Source organism: Tardiphaga sp. 172_B4_N1_3 (assembly GCF_052076035.1).
GTDB classification, from domain to species: domain Bacteria; phylum Pseudomonadota; class Alphaproteobacteria; order Rhizobiales; family Xanthobacteraceae; genus Tardiphaga; species Tardiphaga robiniae.
This window is the reverse complement of sequence record NZ_CP197238.1, coordinates 2,545,298-2,564,516: the sequence shown is the minus strand read 5'-3', so window position 1 is coordinate 2,564,516 and position 19,219 is coordinate 2,545,298. Positions and strand designations below refer to the sequence as shown.

Annotated in this window: 11 protein-coding genes; 10 read left to right on the top strand and 1 reads right to left on the bottom strand. The window is 62.5% G+C overall.

From position 1 onward, the window contains the following. The first annotated feature begins 150 nt into the window (after positions 1–150). The 6 genes from soxY (at position 151) to AB7783_RS12025 (ending at position 5,259) form a co-directional block, all read left to right on the top strand. Complete coding sequence (gene soxY / locus AB7783_RS12050; protein ID WP_068732003.1) at positions 151–615, top strand: thiosulfate oxidation carrier protein SoxY; 465 nt, start codon at positions 151–153, stop codon at positions 613–615. A gap of 48 nt (positions 616–663) precedes the next feature. Beyond that, complete coding sequence (gene soxZ / locus AB7783_RS12045) at positions 664–993, top strand: thiosulfate oxidation carrier complex protein SoxZ (protein WP_089264796.1); 330 nt, start codon at positions 664–666, stop codon at positions 991–993. A gap of 102 nt (positions 994–1,095) precedes the next feature. After that, a complete protein-coding gene (gene soxB / locus AB7783_RS12040; RefSeq protein WP_184517998.1) occupies positions 1,096–2,793 on the top strand; it encodes a thiosulfohydrolase SoxB in 1,698 nt (565 codons plus the stop codon). Positions 2,794–2,831: 38 nt separating this feature from the next. Continuing rightward, positions 2,832–4,112 (top strand): sulfite dehydrogenase, encoded by a 1,281-nt coding sequence (gene soxC / locus AB7783_RS12035; protein WP_184517995.1) that lies wholly within the window; start codon positions 2,832–2,834, stop codon positions 4,110–4,112. Beyond that, positions 4,096–4,797, top strand: coding sequence for a c-type cytochrome (locus tag AB7783_RS12030; protein WP_441277742.1), 702 nt, complete (start codon positions 4,096–4,098; stop codon positions 4,795–4,797). Before soxC ends, AB7783_RS12030 begins: the two co-directional genes overlap by 17 nt. A gap of 72 nt (positions 4,798–4,869) precedes the next feature. Continuing rightward, a complete protein-coding gene (locus tag AB7783_RS12025) occupies positions 4,870–5,259 on the top strand; it encodes a c-type cytochrome (RefSeq protein WP_441277741.1) in 390 nt (129 codons plus the stop codon). 14 nt (positions 5,260–5,273) lie between these two features. On the opposite strand, the gene AB7783_RS12020 is transcribed toward AB7783_RS12025, so the two are convergent. Further along, a complete protein-coding gene (locus tag AB7783_RS12020) occupies positions 5,274–5,441 on the bottom strand; it encodes a hypothetical protein (protein ID WP_441277740.1) in 168 nt (55 codons plus the stop codon). 161 nt (positions 5,442–5,602) lie between these two features. Between AB7783_RS12020 and AB7783_RS12015 the strand changes: the two genes are divergently transcribed. The 4 genes from AB7783_RS12015 to AB7783_RS12000 all read left to right on the top strand — a co-directional run bounded on the left by AB7783_RS12015 (position 5,603) and on the right by AB7783_RS12000 (position 19,013). Further along, positions 5,603–6,298: an STN domain-containing protein gene (locus AB7783_RS12015; RefSeq protein ID WP_441277739.1), complete on the top strand. Its 696-nt coding sequence runs from the start codon at positions 5,603–5,605 to the stop codon at positions 6,296–6,298. Beyond that, positions 6,291–6,851: an RNA polymerase sigma factor gene (locus AB7783_RS12010; protein WP_441277738.1), complete on the top strand. Its 561-nt coding sequence runs from the start codon at positions 6,291–6,293 to the stop codon at positions 6,849–6,851. Before AB7783_RS12015 ends, AB7783_RS12010 begins: the two co-directional genes overlap by 8 nt. 1 nt (position 6,852) lies before the next feature. Further along, a complete protein-coding gene (locus tag AB7783_RS12005; protein ID WP_441277737.1) occupies positions 6,853–7,827 on the top strand; it encodes a FecR family protein in 975 nt (324 codons plus the stop codon). Between the two features lie 161 nt (positions 7,828–7,988). Further along, positions 7,989–19,013, top strand: a complete 11,025-nt coding sequence (locus tag AB7783_RS12000; RefSeq protein WP_441277736.1) for a filamentous haemagglutinin family protein — start codon at positions 7,989–7,991, stop codon at positions 19,011–19,013. Positions 19,014–19,219: the final 206 nt, after the last annotated feature.

The window sequence follows — 19,219 nt, the reverse complement described above, 5'->3', positions numbered from 1 at the left end:
TCGCCGTCTCTGCGGCACTTGTGCATTTCAGATCTTTACATTCAAGAAAAAGAATATAATGATATGTCCCAGATAAGATAGATCAGACTTGGAATCGTCAAGCGATACTATTGTAAAGGGATTGCTCAAATCCCGCAGGAGGAAGCACTCATGATTTTGAAGTCGGTCGAGAAGACCCGTCGCGAAACGCTGGCCATGGCCGCGATCGCTGGTCTCGCAGCAATCCTTGCTCCCAGACTATCGCTGGCCGATGAGCAGGCCGTCGCCGCCGAAATCAAGAAGCTGTATGGCGACAAGAAATTCGAAAGCGGCAAGATCAAGCTCGACGTGCCCGAGATCGCCGAAAACGGCCTCGTGGTCCCGGTCAATGTCGATATCGAAAGCCCGATGACCGATGCCGACTACGTCAAGTCGGTGCATGTGTTCGCCGAAGGCAATCCGTTGCCGGCCGTCGTTAGCTACCGGTTTACGCCTGCTTGCGGCAAGGCTTCGGCATCGACGCGCATGCGCCTTGCGGAAACCCAGAACATCGTCTGCATCGCCGAAATGTCCAACGGCAAGCTGCACATGGCCAAGGCCAATGTGAAGGTCACGATCGGCGGCTGCGGCGGCTAGTCGCGCAGCTTCGTTCACAGAACAGATTTATCAGGCGAGGACTTTCCCATGGCAACCAAACCAACCCCGCGCGTTCGCGTTCCGACCCAGGCCAAGCCGGGCGAACTGATCGAGATCAAGACGCTGATCTCTCACGAAATGGAATCGGGCCAGCGCAAGGATGCGGCCGGCAAGGTCGTGCCGCGCAAGATCATCAACAAGTTCACCGCAGCCTTCAACGGCAAGACGGTGTTCGAGGCCGACTGGAATCCCGCCATCTCGGCCAATCCCTATCAGTCGTTTTTCTACAAGGCTGCCGAGTCCGGAGAATTCACCTTCACCTGGAAGGATGACGACGGCTCCGATTATGTCGCAACCAACAAGCTGACCGTGGCCTGACGGATTGCAGACTTTGAATTGCAGATCCTGAATTGAAGATCCTGGATCTGACGTTCTTCTGAACATTCACCCTTCCATAGCGGAAGGGATCATAGGTGGATCATGATATCGAGGCGGGATTTCCTGCAAGCGACGGCGGCTGCGTCTGCGCTGACGATCGGAAGCGGCCTTGGTCCGCTGGGGCGGGCTGCGGCACAGCAGCGCCTGACACAGGCCGATATCCTGCGGTTCGATCCGCTGGGCACAGTGACGATCCTCTATGTCGCCGACACGCATGCGCAACTGATGCCGCTGCACTTCCGCGAACCGTCGGTGAATCTCGGCGTCGGCGAAGTGAAGGGCATGCCGCCGCATCTCACGGATGCCGAGTTTCGCAACTACTTCAAGATCGCAGCCGGCACCGCCGATGCCTTCGCGCTGACGGCGGATGACTTCGTCGCTCTTGCGAAGAACTATGGCCGCATGGGTGGCATGGACCGCATCGCCACGCTGATCGGCGCCGTGCGCGCCGAGCGCGGCGATGACAAGGTGCTGCTGCTGGATGGTGGCGATAGCTGGCAGGGTAGCTGGACGTCACTGCAGACCAAGGCGCAGGATATGGTCGACGTCATGTCGGCGCTGAAGCTCGACGCCATGGTCGGCCATTGGGAATTCACCTACGGCGCCGAGCGCGTCAAGCAGATCGCCGATAGCGCGCCCTTCGCCTTCCTCGCACAGAACATTCGCGACAATGAATGGCAGGAGCCGGTGTTCGAGGCGCGCAAGATGTTCGAGCGCGGCGGTGCTACCATCGCCGTGATCGGTCAGGCGCTTCCGCGCACGGCTGTCGCTAATCCGCGCTGGATGTTTCCGAACTGGGAATTCGGCATTCGCGAGGAGGATATCCAGAAGCAGGTGGATGAGGCCCGCGCCGCCGGTGCGTCCATCGTCGTGCTGCTGTCGCATAACGGCTTCGATGTCGATCGCAAGCTGGCTGGTCGCGTGAAGGGGCTCGACGTCATCCTGACGGCGCACACCCATGACGCGATGCCCGGCCTGGTCAAGGTCGGCAATACGGTGCTGGTGGCGACAGGCTCGCACGGCAAGTTCGTGTCGCGCCTCGATATCGAGGTGAAGGACAAGAAGGTCTCGGATGTCCGCTTCAAGCTGATGCCGGTCTTCGCCGATGCCATCAAACCTGATGCGGCGATGACTGCGCTGGTGGAGAAGGTAAGGGCGCCATTCGCGGGGGATCTGGCGCGCGAGATCGGCAAGACGGATTCGCTGCTGTATCGCCGCGGCAATTTCAACGGCACCTTCGACGATCTGATCTGCAACGCCATGATGTCCGAGCGCGATGCGGAGATCGTGCTGTCGCCCGGCTTCCGTTGGGGCGGCACGCTGATCCCCGGTGATGCGATCACCTGGGAGCAGATCACCAACGCCACCGCGATCACCTATCCGAACTGCTATCGCAACCAGATGACCGGCACCCAGATCAAGGAAGTGCTGGAGGACGTGGCCGATAACATCTTCCATCCCGATCCGTATTTTCAGGGTGGCGGCGACATGGTCCGTATGGGCGGCATGGGCTACGCGATCGATGTGTCCAAACCGATGGGATCGCGCATTTCCGCGATGACCCATCTGAAGTCCGGCAAGCCGATCGAGGCCAGCAAGACCTACACGGTCTCGGGCTGGGCCAGCGTCAACGAGAGCACGCAGGGACCGCCGATCTGGGACGTGGTCGCGGCGCATGTAGCGAAGGTCTCAACCGTCAGGATCGAACCTAACACCGCGGTCAAGGTGACCGGCGCCTGATTCAGGCGTCGTATTGCAGAGATACGAAAGCTGGTCGCATGACTGATCGAACCTCAACCGAAACGCTCAATCGCCGTCGCTTTCTGGGCGCGGCCGGTCTGGCCGGTGCCGGTGCAGCACTTTCGGCGATTCCGGCGCTCGCGGGTGAGACGGCAAAATCCGAAGCGCTTATTACGGACGTGCAGGACTGGCAGCGCTATCTCGGCGACGGCGTCGACAAGCATCCCTACGGCACTCCCTCGAAATTCGAGAAGAACGTGATCCGCCGCGACGTCCCGTGGCTGACCGCGTCCGCGGAGTCCTCGGTCAACTTCACGCCGCTGCACGACCTCGACGGCATCATCACGCCATCCGGTCTGTGTTTCGAACGGCATCACGGCGGGGTCGCCGAGATCAATCCGGCGGATCACCGGCTGATGATCAACGGGCTGGTGGACAAGCCGCTGGTGTTCACCATGGACGACATCAGGCGCATGCCGCGTGTCAACAAGGTGTACTTCCTCGAATGTGCCGCCAATTCCGGCATGGAATGGCGCGGCAGCCAGCTCAATGGCTGCCAGTTCACGCACGGCATGATCCACAACGTGATGTATACCGGCGTGCCGCTAAAGGTGCTGCTCGATGAAGCCGGACTGAAGTCGAATGCAAAATGGCTGATGCTGGAGGGCGCCGATTCCGCCGGCATGAACCGCTCGCTGCCGATCGAGAAGGCGCTGAGCGATGTCATGATCGCTTTCGCCATGAACGGCGAGGCGCTGCGTCCGGAACAGGGCTATCCGCTACGCGCGGTCATTCCCGGCTGGGAAGGCAATCTGTGGGTCAAGTGGTTGCGTCGTATCGAGGCCGGCGACCAGCCGTGGCAGACTCGCGAGGAGACGTCGAAATATACGGATCTGCTGGCCGATGGAAATTCCCGCAAGCATACATTCGTGATGGACGCAAAGTCGGTGGTGACCAATCCGTCGCCGCAGGCGCCATTGAAGCACAAGGGCCGCAACGTGCTGAGCGGGCTCGCGTGGTCCGGGCGCGGCACCGTGAAGCGCGTCGATGTTTCGATGGATGGCGGGCGCAACTGGCAGACCGCGCGCATCGATGGCCCGGTCTTCGACAAATCCGTGGTGCGCTTCTATGTGGATTTCGACTGGAACGGACAGGAGCTGATGATCCAGTCCCGCGCCATCGACTCCACCGGCTATGTGCAGCCGTCGAAGGACGATCTGCGCAAGGTGCGCGGCGTCAATTCGATCTACCACAATAACGGCATTCAGACCTGGCTGGTGCGTTCGGGCGGGGAGACTGAAAATGTCGAAATCGGCTAACGCCCTGACACTAATGCTGACGATGCTTCTGCTCTGCGGCATGAATGTGCCCAGCTCGGCGCAGCAAATGGCAAGCCGTGACGCAGCAAAACCCGCCGCCAAGCTCGGGCTTGGCCGTGCGGCCACGCCTGAGGAAATCGCCGCGTGGGATACTGATGTGCGGCCGGACGGGCGAGGTCTTCCGGTCGGCAAGGGCACCGTGAAGCAGGGCGACGATCTGTTTCAGGAGAAGTGTGCGTCCTGTCACGGCGAATTCGGACAGGGCGTCGGTCGATGGCCGGTGCTTGCCGGCGGCGCCGGGACATTGAAGGCGGATCGGCCAGACAAGACCGTCGGTTCGTTCTGGCCCGATCTTTCCACCGTGTTCGACTATATCAAGCGCGCGATGCCTTACGGCAATGCGCAGTCGCTGACCAATGACGAGGTCTATGCGCTGACGGCTTACATCCTCAGCATGAACGATATCGTCAAGGACGAGACATTCGAACTCAATGAGAAGAATTTTACGTCGATCAAGATGCCGAATGCAGCGGCGTTCTTCGAGGATGATCGCGAGACGTCCGAGAAGCATTTCTGGAACAAGAACCCATGCATGAAGGATTGCCGGCCGGCACCGAAGGTGACCGGGCGGGCGATGGCCATCGACGTCACGCCCGATGGCAAGTCCGGCCCCAAGGTCGAATAGTGCGACGGCATTCTTGACTTGCCGCCCTCGCAGACACGCCACGACAATCACGATAATCGAGGTTTGATCAGGATGACGTTCCGCTTTTCGCTGCTCGCTCTGTCGCTCGCACTGATGACAACCGATGCCATGGCGCAGGATGTTGCAGCCGGGGAGAAGTCCTTCCACAAGTGCCGCTCCTGTCATCAGGTCGGCGAGACCGCGAAGAACACCGTGGGGCCGATCCTGAACGGTCTGTTCGGGCGCAAATCCGGCACTGTCGCGGGCTATAATTATTCCGACGCCAACAAGAATTCCGGCCTGACCTGGGATGATCAGGTGTTCACCGACTATATCAAGGACCCGAAGGGCAAGATCCCCGGCACCAAGATGAGCTTTGCCGGCATCAAGAACGAGCAGGAGATCAAGGATCTCACCGCGTTCCTGAAGCAGTTCGCGGCGGACGGGAAAAAGGGCGGCTAAAGCGCTGCCGCTTCTTAAGCGGCTCTGATGCTCGCCAGGAAGCGGTCGACTTCGTTGCGCAGCACTTCCGATTGCGACGCGAGTTTTGTCGCCGAGCCCAGCACCTCCTGCGTAGCAGAGCCGGTCGTGGAAATGCCCGACGTCACGCTTCGTCGTGCCAGATCCGAAATGATGCCTTGCATCTGGCGTCACCAATCCATCACAAAAACAATAGTAAGGTGCTGGATAATCGGGGCGCCAATCGTGGGGTTGAACGAAGTTGCGCGTTTTGGGGTGTTGCGAGGTGTGTTCGCGCAAGGCGACAACGCGAAATGTCTGCCCGAAACCCTTACGGCAGTTCCGGATGCTCGCTCTCTGGTTCAATATCCTGGCTGCGATCATTCTCCCCAGTACGGCGTTGTCGGATACGCCTGCGCGGGACACCGAATTATGGTTCGATATTCCGTCACAGCCGCTCGTGTCTGCGCTGGAAAAATACAGCGCGGCGACAGGTATCGTTGGTCTTTACCGCGGAAATCTTGCTATAGGGCGCATGTCGAAGACGGTCGCAGGCCAGTTTACACCTGCCGCCGCTCTCTTGTTAATGTTGCAAGACAGCAATCTCATTGTTGAGTATGCAGCGCCCAATGCCTTTGTGATTGTTCCAGCGCGAGATGAAGCTCCGGTGACTAAAGCAGCGTCATCCATCGCCTATGCTGCGCTATCACAGCAGGACTCCCTGCAGCAGCGCTATTCCGGGCTATTGCAGGCAAAGGTCAATGATTCATTGTGCGCACAAACGGAAACCCGGCCCGGTGACTATCGCATTGCGTTCAGCTTCCGGATCGGCACGGAAGGAAATATCCAGCAGTTGAGGCTGCTTGGATCTTCCGGTACCGACCGGCGCGACCGTGCCATCGTGGGCGCCTTGCAAGGAATGGTTGTCGGCGAAGCGCCGCCAGCGCCGATGGCGCAGCCGTTCACGATGATCATTCTGCCACGGTCGGCAGGAGGAACGGTGGAATGTCGTTCGGTCGAAGCCGGTCAACGCCATGGGTGAGAGGCCGGATCCGCTTGGTGATGACGAGCTTCCCTCCAGGCAGAACGTGTCTGCGTTGGCGGGGTTGCAGACGCTTCTGATCGACCGTTATGGCGATCTGAAAATGCGCCTCGCGCGTCGTCTCGGCTCGCAAGAGTGGGCGGAGGAGGCGCTGCAGGACACTTATCTGCGGCTCGGCGCCGCCGAGATTGTCGGCACGATCCGCAATCCGACGGCCTATCTGTTTCGCACGGCATTCAATATTGCCGTCAATCGCTTGCGCGCTGAAAATCGCCGCCTTTCGGCATCTGACGTCGAGGATCTGCTTCACATCGCAGACGATGCGCCGAACGCTTTGCAGATATTCGAGGGCAGGGCCGACATGCTGCGGCTCAAGGGTGTCATCGCGACACTACCGCCGCGCCAGCGCGCCATCCTCCTGGCGGTGCGCCTGGAAGGTTTGTCCCGACAGCAAATCGCGGAGCGTTTTGGAATTTCGACCAGCATGGTCGAGAAGGAATTGAGACAGGCACAGGAATATTGCGCGACGCGCTTTGGCCGGAAGAAGGCTTGAGATGATGGTCGAGACCGAACAGGACGCGGGCGAACTGTCGCCGCTGGATCGTGAGGCTCACGCCTGGGTCAGGCGACTGACGTCGGGGGAGGCCACAGCGACGGATGCAACGGCGCTTCGGCAGTGGTGCGGCCGAAGCCCCGCACATGCGGCAGCGTTTTCAGCGGCGAGCCAGTTCTGGCAAGCCTTGGGTCCTGTCGGTGAGAGTCTGGTTGCGGATGAACGGGCCGCACTCGCGCGGCCAAGGTTCGGGCGCCCCGGGCTTGTGGGACGCCGCGCATTCATTGGTGGCGCGCTGGCTGCCTCTGCAGCCGGGGTGCTGATCGCCCGTCCTCCGCTGGGGCTATGGCCGTCTTATTCCGAACTGCAGGCCGATTTTCGGACCGGTGCCGGCGAACGGCGCCAGATTTCCGTCACCGACGGATTGTCGATCGACATGAATGCCCGAACCAGCATTTCCATCGCCGCCGATGCGATCGAATTGATTGCCGGTGAAGCATCATTCGCCATGCCCGACGACAGCTCAAAGCGATTCAGCGTCGTGGCGGGGACAGGCAGAACCTCAGCGGTCAATGCTCATTTCGATGTTCGCCATACGGGCGCGATGATCAGCGTGACCTGTCTGGCAAATGAGGTTCAGGTCGAACATCCCGACCGCACCATCATGCTCGGGCCACGACAGCAGGTGAACTATCGCCCCAATGCGATCGAAGATGTGGTGACGATCGACCCCGCAGTGGTTTCGGCGTGGCAACGCGGATTGATGATCTTCAACATGACCCCGCTCGCTGAAGTCATCGACGAGCTGAACCGTTATCGTTCCGGCCGGATCGTTCTGATGAATGCGAGCCTAGCGCAAAGCCCGGTCAATGGGCAGTTCAAGATCGACCGCCCTGATGACGCATTGGCGCAGATCGAGCTGGGCTTTGGCGTGCGCCGACGAACCTTGCCGGGCGGATTGATCCTGCTCAGCTGACGGGACGGCGCGGTTGTAATCGCGTCACCGCACAAGCTGACACGAAACATTCATAAAAATCCATTGAGGGCAGGGCAGTACCCGGGTGTCTCAGCAGTGAGCTCGCGATCGTCAGGCATGGCCTGACATCGTCGTGCGTGCCCTGGATGTAGAGAGCCCTCATGGTCGTTCGTTCCGTCGCTTCGTGCCTGTCGTATTCCCGCAAGTCTCTTGATCGCAGCAAACTCCTTGTCGGCGTGAGTGTCATGGCATTGCTCGGCTCCTTCGCGGTGGCAGAGGCAAAGAGTCTTGGGAATGCTGCGACAACGACGAACCCGGCGACGATCGCAGCGACTGCCGCGGCGTTGAGTGCGCAGCAGTCGTCGGCAACCGCAAGACAGGCGCTGGAGTCGATGTCGCGGGCCGCGCAGGCGCTTGAGGGTATGCGATCGTTACAAGGCGCAGCCCGCGGCTCGGCACTCGCGACCCAGAACAACCTTGTTCCCAATGGTCTGACATCCGGCGGGTTGGTCGTCGCACCGGGGGCTGGCACGGCGCCGGGTGTCTGGACCGGCGCCAATCTGCCGACCGAAAACAAGAACGACGGCCGGACCCAGGTTGAAATCAAGCAGACGGAACAGAAAGCCATCCTCAACTGGTCGAGCTTCAATGTCGGCCGCGAGACTGACCTCTACTTCAATCAAAAGGCGGGCGGCGCCGACGCCTCCAACTGGATCGCGCTCAATCGCATCACCGACCCGTCACTGGCGCCGAGCCGCATTCTCGGCACCATCAAGGCCGATGGACAGGTCTATGTCATCAACAAGAACGGCATCATCTTCGGCGGCGCCAGCCAGGTCAACGTCAACACGTTCGTTGCGTCGTCGCTGAGCCTGTCGGACGAGCAGTTCCGTGCCGGCATCAACGAACAGCTGCAGATCGACCCCAATGCTGCCAACTACAACATCGCCAAGCCGCAATTCGGTTATCTCGGCCAGCAGCAACCTGACATGTTCGTGTCGGTCAACGATCCTAGCCAGGTCCCCGGCGTGGTGATCGGTGCGCCGCCCGGCGACGTGCGAGTCGAGGCCGGTGCGCAGATCACCGCGGCCAGCGGCGGCAAGGCGATGCTGTTTGCGCCGCGTGTCAGCAATGCCGGCAGCATCAACGCGCCTGACGGCCAGGTCATCCTGGCGGCGGGCGAGCAGGTCTATCTGAGAACCTCCACCACCGTCCGTGGCCTCGACGTCGCGGTGTCGTCACCGATGCGCTGGATGTTCAATTACATTCGCATGGCGCAGGCGGCCGGCCTGGGCTATGGCGATACCGGCCCCTTCACCGATGATCTGAAGAATATCGTGCTTCCCGAAATGGCGGCACGCGCCGCGTCGGTGGGCTACGGTGTCGTCAATGACGGTCTGGTGCAGGCCAATCACGGCAACATCACCCTGATGTCGCGCAGCATCGTCCAGAGCGGCGCGCTCGAGGCCTCCACCGCGCTGAACAACCGCGACGGTTCGATCCGGCTGCAGGCCTGGGGCCAGGGCATGATGTCCTGTGGCGACTCGGTGCCGGGTGGACCGTCGCTGCAATACTGGTCGACCGGCAGCCTAGTGCTCGGCTCCGGCAGCGTCACGACGGCAATGCCGGATCTCACCGACACCGGCACCATCGAACTGTCGTCGTTGGGCACCCGCTACAGTGCCGGCCGCGTCGAACTGCGCGGCAAGGACATCGACATCGAGGCGCAGGCCAGTGTCATCGTGCCTGCCGGCACCATCAGCATCATCGCCAGCACACTGGCAACGGCCGGTGATACGCCGATCGCGGGCGAGAAGGCGCGCGACGGCAGCCGCGTCTATATCGGCGAGAATGCCTATCTGAGCGTCGCCGGCTTGCAGGACGTGCCGCTGACGATGGAGAGCAACACCGTCACCGGCGAATTCCGCATCAACGAACTGCGCGACTCGCCCTTGTATCGTGACTCCTGGCTGCGCGGAATGACGGTTAGCGTCGACAAGCGCGTCAGCGGGTTGTTCGGCGACGGTCCGATGGCTGGCGTCACCTGGATCGACGGCTCTCCAGGCAAATGGGTCGGTACACCGCTTGGCGACTTCTCCGGCTGGATTGGCGTCGGCAAGACCAATCTGGGTGAGCTTTCCACCGCGGCAGGCATGATCTTGATCAAATCGAGCGGTTCGTTGATCACCCGTGCGGGCTCGTTGCTCGATGTGTCCGGCGGTTCGGTACGCTATGCCGATGGCTGGATCACCACCACAAAACTGCGTGGTGCCGACGGGCGCATCTACGACATCGGCGCTGCGACGCCCGATCGGCTTTATGTCGGACTCGCGGGCAGTTTCTCGCGCGTGCATCAAGTGCAAGGCATTATCGATGAGCGCCTCACCGAAACCTGGCACACCCCGCTCGATCGCAATCATACCACCCGGTTCGAGAAGGGATATACCGAAGGCAGGAACGCCGGTTCCATTCGCTTCAATGTGGCCGAGGCAGTCGTGCTCGAAGGCGGCTATTGGGGCGGTGTCGTCATCGGCGAACGTCAGGCTGCGTCGGGCACGCTGGCCAAAGGCGGCAGCTTCACGTTCGGTGGCCTCGGTGACGAATACCGTTCCTGGCTGATCGGCAATCTGGTCATCGCCAGCAAACCGGTTTTGCTGCCGGAGAATTTCACCGCGACCTCGACGCTCGATCCGCTTTGGTACACACCGGGAGTCCTTCTCGATCCCAACGACTCGAACAGTTTGACGCCTTCTCGGAAGTTCACCTATCTCGATTCCGAGGTGCTGGCGGCGGCGGATTTTTCCGAATTGAAGATCCACGTCGGTAGCGGCTTCACGCTGGGCCAGGGTGAAAAACTGGAACTGGCGCCCGGCACAAACCTGTCGATCCTCGCTAATTCCAGCGGTCGTTATCCCGCGAGCTTCGCCGTCGATGGCAGCATTCGCATCGCCGGCGGCGCCGTTGTTCTGGGCGCCATGACGAACTTTGGCGCCGGCGCCGTGATCGACGTCAGCGGGTCGTGGGTCAACGATGCCACCGGCGTGGCTCCGGTGATCAAGGGCGGCAGCATCCAGCTCGCCGGCACATTCGCCGAGGGTGTGATTCTCGATGTCTCCGGCGGCGGCTGGTACGACAGCAGCGGCTCCAAATCGAAGCTGAAGTTTGGCGATGCCGGCAGCATCTCACTCAGCGTCTCGGACGCCGGGCAGTTGGCGGGCCTCGATCTGCGCGGTTATGCGGCAGGCTCGGGCGGCTCGCTCGTCATCGGTACCAATGCGAACGTCCAGATCGGTGGCGCGGCATCGGCCGATCCGTCGGTGCTGATGCTGTCGACGTCGTTCTACGGCGATCGCGGCTTTCGTTCACTGGCGCTCACGACCACCGGCGATGTCACCGTAGTCGACGGCGCCACCGTGAGTCAGATTCCGCTCAGCGTCGATCTCTCCGGCATCAATCTTGCGGCCTATGCTTCGGGAACCAAGATCACCACCATGGGGCGCCTCGCCGTGCTGCCATTGCTGGATCGCCTGGCACATAGTCCGACCTCCCTGGCACTCACCGGCAACAATGTCACCGTCGGAACCGGCGCGCTGCTGCAGACCGATGTCGGCGGCGGCATCAGCATGGCGTCCGCCGGCCATGTCGATCCGAGCACCAATGGTAACATTCCCGGTGACATCCTTGTGCGCGGCACGATCGAGGCGCCCGCGGGCAGCATCAGCCTGTCGACCAATGGCCTGATCACGCTGGCGTCGGGCGCCCAATTGCTGGCGCGCGGCGTCGCGGCGATCGAGACCGATTATCGCGGGCTGCGGTCGGGGAAGGTGCTGGACGGCGGTTCGGTCGGTTTCGGGAGTGCCTCGCTGATCACGATCGAGAACGGGTCGCTGATCGACGTCTCCGGCACCAGTGGCGAGATCGACGTCGTCGTCGGCCGCAACGTCACCTCGACAACGCTCGCCAGCAACGGCGGCACTATTAACCTCGGCCTGAGCGGTGCCGCCAATGATCTGATCGACGGTACCTTCCTCGGCCGCTCCGGCGGTGCCGGTGCGATCGGCGGCACGATCAATATCGCAGTATCGTCGATGCCGGAGGCAACCACGGGAGTGCAGCTTCCAGGGACCATCTGGTACATTGACCGAAATAGCGGCGCTATCGTCTCGCTCAACACGCGCGCGAATCTTGACGTCTATCACGAGTATAGCTCCGGGACCGATGCGGCGTTCCGATACAGTACGGTTCGCTCGGCGATCTTGACGGCAACCAGCGGGTTGATCCGTGGCGGCGGGTTGGCGATCGTCGATCTGAATTCCGGAACGACGCCGACTGGCCTCAATCAACCATTGTCGTCCATCATGCCGACAAATGCGGCGCAGCTCGCATTGCTTGAAAAAAATTTCTACACCGATCCGGGCGCCACTCAGCGGCTTGTGTTGCCGACGGCAAGCATCAAGGTCACCAAGGTCTCCGCCGGAACCATCAACAATGGCGGCTTCGCCAATCTCAACGTCGATTCCACGGGCCTCCTGGTTGGACCTGGAATCAATCTGACATTCGGTAAATCGATCACGGTTGCCGGCGCCATCAGCAGCAGCGGTGCAGGCACGGCCGGCTTGACCGCGCCCTATGTCGCGCTGCTGACCGGCTCTGGATCGACCGGTGCTGCCGGTACCGGCAAGTTTGTCGTAACAGCCGACCTGATCGACATCAGACAGATGGCATTCAGCGGATTTGCGGAGACCCAACTGATCGCTGGCGAATTGCGCATGGGCACGATGTTGACCGACCTCACCGTGAACCGGACCTCGACGCTGACCGCAGACGGGCGGCTCGAACTCACAGTCGGGCAGGTCTATCCGGCCACCGGCATTCTGGCCTCGATTCAGGCGGGTACCGAATTGCTGATCGAGCCCAACGGCAGCGGTTCGGCGCTGCCGCTGTCGGCGGCTGGCTCGCTGACCTTGCAAGCGCCGGTGATTAGACAGAACGGCGTGGTTCGCGCCCCGTTCGGTAGCATCAGCTTTGTCGCCACCGATAGTATCACGCTCGGCGCCGGCAGCGTCACCTCGGTGTCAGGCGATGGCCTCGTGCTGCCCTACGGCACCTTGATCAATAACGAGTCCTGGGCGGATCCGGTCACCAAGCCGACAACGACCAACCTGACGCCGACGCTGAGTCAGCTGCCCGAGAAGAAGATCACGCTGAGCGCGCCGAATGTGAAGCTGGCGACCGGCTCGGTGGTCGACATTCGCGGCGGCGGCGACCTCTATGCGTGGGAAAGCGTGCCGGGTCCGGGTGGCTCGCATGATGTGCTGGCGCAGGCCGGCATGTATGCGATCATGCCTGCGACGAAGTTCGCGACGGCGTCGCAGGATCGGATCTGGCTCGCCGGTGGCAATGGTCTTGCCGCGGGCTGGTATGTGTTGCTGCCGGCGCGCTACGCGCTGTTGCCGGGCGCCTATGCGATCTCCGTGGTCAAGGGCTCGCAGGGCAACGCCATCGCCGGTTCAATGGCGCTGGCAGATGGCTCGATCCTGATGGGCGGCTACCGCGCCGATGCCTATGGCGGCGGCTACCAGCAGCAAAGTTCATCCTGGCGGATCATGTCGGGGACGACGCTGCGCCGATACAGCGAATACAACGAGGCCTATGCCAACAGCTTCTTCACCTCGGACGCCTTCAAGCTCAGCCAGTATCGCCTGACCGGCGTCAATGTCGTTACGCCGCGGCTGCCGAACGACGGTGGCTCGATCGTGTTCAAGGCGAGTACGGATCTGGTGCTGGACGGCTCGTTGCTGTCGCAGCCGGCGGAGGGCGGTCGCGGTGGCTTGGTCGATATCGCCGGCAGCAAGATCGCGATCGTCGGCGCCGGCCAGGACCGCAGCGATCTCACCGGCTATCTGGTGATCGACGCGACGTCGCTCAGCAACTTCGGCGCCGGCAGCCTGTTGATCGGCGGCAGCCGCAGCGGCAACGCGCTGGGCCTGCTGGTCGATGTCAGCGCCAGCGACGTCGTGGTGCGCAACGGCGCGGCCACGGCGCTGACCGGGCCGGAAATCGTGCTCGCGGCGAGCGGGACGATTACCGTCGGCGACGGTAGCGTGATCGTTGCCAGTGGCGAGGCCTCCAGCAGTGGCAATCTGGTGATGGCACCGCGGGTCAAGGCGGTCTATGGCGATCGCGGCACCGCCGATACCGACCCGAGCAACGACGTGCTCTTGACTCCATCAAAGGACTACGGCGCGCTGATCCGGGTGTCGACCGGCGATGCGGTCAAGGTGTTACGCGAAAACGTCGACACGACGATCGGCGGCGTTGTTAGCATCGGCGCGAATGCCACTCTGGCGGGCGGCAAGGCGCTGCTGATCGACGCCACGCAGAATACGATTGTCGCGGCCAGCGCTAAACTGTCCGGGGCGGCGCTGTCGCTGTCGAGCGGACGGATCGGCTTCGGTGGCGGCGCTACCGGGTTGGTGCTCGACGCTGTCTCGCTGGCGCAGCTCGCCAATACCAAGCAATTGACGCTGCGCAGCTACAGCACGCTGGACTTCTATACCTCCGTGAATCTCGGTGGCGCCGGCCTGAAGAACGTCACGCTGGATGCGGCTGGCCTGGTCGGCTATGGCGGCGGCACCATCGCGGTGACCGGCGGCAGCCTCACGCTGGACAATAGCGGCGGCAGTTTTGTCGAGCCGATCGGCACCGGGCACGCGCAACTGGTGCTGAGCGCCGACGAGCTCGTGCTCGGCGCCGGCAGCAAGGCGCTGCGCGGCTTTGATAGCGTGGCTCTAACGGCGGCGCGGCAGATCGTCGGGCAGGGCAACGGCGCCATCGACGCCGGCAGTGCGGCCGTGACGTTGACGGCGCCGGTACTGACCGGGCGCGGCGGCGCGGCGCAATCGATCGTCACCACCGGCGCGCTCGGCGTGCTCGGGGGCGGCGGCGCACTGGCAATGCCCGCGGATAGTCTGGGCACCCGGTTCGCGCTAACCGGTGCCAGCGTCAATTTCACCGGCCAGGTTGTGGCGCTCGGCGGCGCAGTGAACCTGACTGCGACGGCCGGTGACGTGTTCATTGGCAATGGCGCGATGATCGATGTCGGCGGCTTCAAGAAACAGTTCTTCGATGTCGCGCAATATGCCGATGCCGGCAGCATCACGCTGACCGCGGTCGGCGGTTCGGTGCTGCTGGGGGGCAGTTCCGTCCTCAACCTGTCGGCCGATGCTGGAGGTGGCAGTGCCGGCAAGTTGGCGCTGACGGCTTCGGGCGGCGGCACGGTGGTGCTGGATGGTGTGATCGCAGCGCAAGCGGGCTTCGGCGGCAAGGGCGGTTCGTTCGCGCTCGACATCGCGGCACTTCCGGCCTTCGCAGCGATGAGCCAGACGCTGAATGCAGCAGGCTTCACGGCGGCGCGTCAGTTCCGAATTCGCTCGGGCGATGTCGTGATCGACGGCACCACCACGGTCGCCGACTTCTCGCTGGTCGCCGACCAGGGCGCGGTGACGCTCGCGGGCACCATCGATGCGCGCTCGGAATATGGCGGCAATATCGCGATCACTGCCGGCAATGGCCTGACCATGCTGGGCTCGGCGTTGCTGCAGGCCGGCGCCACCGGTGCGCTCGGCAGCGGCCGGGTGACGCTGGAGGCCAGCGGCGGGCAGCTCGATGTGCGAGGCGGCACTATCGACGTGGCCGGCGGCGATCTCGGCAGGGTGCGCTTCAGGGCGCGGCAGAATGCAGGCCATGACGACGTCGCCGTGAGTAACCTGCAGGCCAACATCGTCGGCGCGCGCTCGGCCGTGCTCGAAGGCGTCAGTGTCTACAATAGCAACTCGGTCGATGCGGTTCGTGGCGATGCGATCGCCGACGCCAGTACATTCGCCGGCCATGCCGCAGCGATATCCGGGAGGCTCAATGCGACCGGTAGCATCGCGGTGATGCCCGGCATCGAGATTCGCAGCAGCGGTGATCTGGTCGCCGAGACCGACTGGAATCTGTTTGCCGATTTCGGCGTCAATGCCCGCGAGGGTACGCTGACACTGCGCGCGGCGGGTAATCTCACCATCCTCGGCAATATCAGCGACGGTTTCTCGACCGCAGACCGCAACGGTGTATTGCAGGATGCGGCATCTTGGAACCTGCGGCTGGTGTCCGGCGCCGATCTGAGTTCGGCGAGTGCACTGGCGCTGACGCCGCTGGCCGGGTTGGCCGCGGGCAGCGGCACGCTCACAGTCGGCGACAGCGCCAACGGCTATCAGCTCCGCACCGGCACCGGCGACATCGACGTCGCGGCTGGCCGCGACCTGCTGCTCGCCAACAGCTCGTCAGCGATCTTCACCGCCGGCCGCGCCGACGGTCCACTCGCCGGCTTCACGGCGGCGGCGGGCGCCACCTATGGCGTACTCGGCGGCAATCTCAGCATCGCCGCGCAGGGCAATGCCAGCTCGACGCTGCCTGCCGACCTGCACGACAGTCAGCTGTTCGTGGAGTGGCTGAAGCGACAGGGTCAGACAGACTTTAATTTCGTCTATCTGCCGGACCAGCAGACGTCCTGGTGGATCGATTACAACGCCTTCCAGCAGGGCGTCGGCGCGCTGGGCGGCGGCAACGTCTCGGTCTCGACCGGCGGCGATCTGGTCAACATGCTGGTGGCGCTGCCGAGCAATGGCCGCGTCACCGGCGGACTGACATCGGGCGAAGCGAAAATCCTGGAGACCCGCAATGGCGGCCTGATGGAGGTCAATGCCGGCGGCGCCGTCAAGGCCGGCTATTACTATGTCGGCCGCGGCGCCGGCAGCATCACCGCCGGCGAATTCGCCGTCGGACGCGATGTCACGATCCTGACGTCTCCGGATCTTGGAACGACCGTCCGCACTGAAGTCTATTCCATCGCGCCCGTGATCGCACTCGGCGATGCCACCATGAGCGTGCGGACCGCCGGCGACTTGCGGCTACAGACCGTGCTCGATCCGCTCCTGCTCAGCGGCAATCCCAATTATGAAGTCTATATGAGCGGCTATACCGACCGCACCGCGCTCGATCTCACCTCGATCGGCGGCAACGTCACCCTGGTCAATCAGGGGCAATATATCTCCAGGAACCTCGACGTCACAGACTCCGGCCATGCCGCCGACCTGCCATTCGCCCTGATGGGACAATTGGCGGTCAATCTCTATCCGTCGATCACCCGCGTCACCGCGCTGAATGGCTCGATCAAAAATCTGGACCGGTTCTTCACCATGCCGAGCCACAATCCGGAACTCCGTCTGCTGGCGTCGGCCAATATCAACGCCGGCACGATCCTGACGTCGCGCGCCACGCTCGCCATGCTGCCGTCGGCGCTGCAACCGGTCGGCAGCGGCGGTGCGGCGATCAGCCTGAACATGCAGTATGATGTATTTTCGACCACGCTGTTCCAGGAGCAGGGCTTTCACCAGCTGTTGTTGAACGACATCAGTGCCGAATCCTATTTCGGCTCCTACATGGGCTATCTCAGGAGCGTGCGAAGCCCGGTGCGTCTGGACAACGCCGACGACTACGAACCGAGCCGGTTCTATGCACTGAACGGTTCCATCACCGGCTCGCCTGTCGTCCCCCAGAACAACCTCTCGCGTGGTATCGTCACCACCAATGAGCAGACCTGGTTCCGCGCCGGCACCGACATCCGCAACATCGGTTACCGGCTGCGTAACCTGCATCGCTCCGATGTGTCGCTGCTCGAGGCCGGAAACGATATCATCGGCGGCAATATCGTGATCCAGGGACCGGGCGCGATCGCGCTCGCGGCAGGACGCGACGTCTATGGCGCGAGCTTCAATATCGAGAGCCGCGGCAATCGCGACTACAACGGCAGCAACCGCCCGGTGGATACGTCGGAGATTTTCGGCCTGCCACGCGACGGCGCGGCGATCTCGGTGCTGGCCGGCCTCAAGGGCAAGCAGGTTTCCTATGCTGCGTTGATGGCTGCTTATCTCGATCCGGCCAATGTCGCTGCGATGCCGGATTATCTGAAGACTTCGGTCGATGGTGTGGTGCTGCCGATCTATCTGACCGACGCATTTGAGGATCGCGGCGGCAACTCACACAAGATTCGCTCGGGCATGAGTTCGTTCGTGCAGGAGATCACCGGCGAGAAGCTATCGCCACTCGATGCCTGGGCTCGCTTCCAAGCATTGCCTACTCTGACCCAGCAGCGCTTCCTTCGGCAGGTCTACATCCAGGAGCTTAAGGCGGCCGGCGATGACCAGCTTACTTTAGGTGCCAATGGCCGGCCGATTAACGGCGGCTATGGCCGTGGCTATGCAGCGATCGCGACGCTGTTTCCGGGGCAGGACTGGAGTGGCAACGTTAAGATCGGCAATGCCACCTTCCGCACCATGGCCGGCGGAGCCATCGATGTGCTGACGCCCGGCGGCGGCCTCCAGATCGCCGCGCTCGGCACGGTGGTGCAGCCGGGCGCGGGCCTGATCACGCTCGGCAACGGCGACATCAACATCTTCGCTCGCGACAACGTCACGGTAAACCGCTCGCGCATCCTCACCTTCGCCGGCGGCGACGAGGTGATCTGGTCGACACTCGGCGATATCGACGCCGGCCGCGGCGCCAAAACCACCCGGGTGCCGGCGGCGCCCGAGATCGTCACCGACGTCAACGCCGTGACAAGAATTTTGGAAATCGCCGATATCTCCGGCAGCGGCATCGGCACCATCATCGGTTTCACCGGCGTTGAGCCCGGTGACGTCTCGCTGATCGCGCCAGTCGGCACCGTCGACGCCGGCGATGCAGGCATCCGGGTCAGCGGCAACTTCACGGTGGCGGCGATGTTCGTGCTGAACGCCGACAACATCAAGGTTGGCGGCGAATCCAAAGGCGTACCGAAGGTCTCCGCCCCGCCGGTCAATCTGACGGTGGAAACCAAGGACAAATCCGCTGCCGACGCCGTCAAGGACGCGACGCAGACTGGCCCCGGCGATCGACCTTCGGTCATCATCGTCGAAGTTCTGGGCTATGGCGGCGGCTCCAATGAAGACCGGCAAAGAGACGATGAAAACCGTCGTAAGCCCAATGAACAGCGCAGCTACAATATGAACAGTGTCATTCAGCTTGTCGGCAATGGCGCGCTGAACGACACGCAGAAACAGGCGCTCACTGAAGAGGAAAAACTGAAACTTGCTGGTCGCTAGCCGCGGCGAGCGGTTTCAGGAGGAATGCTCGTTCTGTCACGGCGAATTCGGGCAGGGCGTCGTTCGCTGGCCACTGGAGTTCAGGACCGGTCGGTTGTCCGATGTTCGGATCGAGGCACGGATCTGCGAGAAGAGAAAGCTCGGACGTTGAACCCTGATTGAAGGGCGAAAGCACGCATCGATCGTCGGCGCGCGGTCGATGCGCT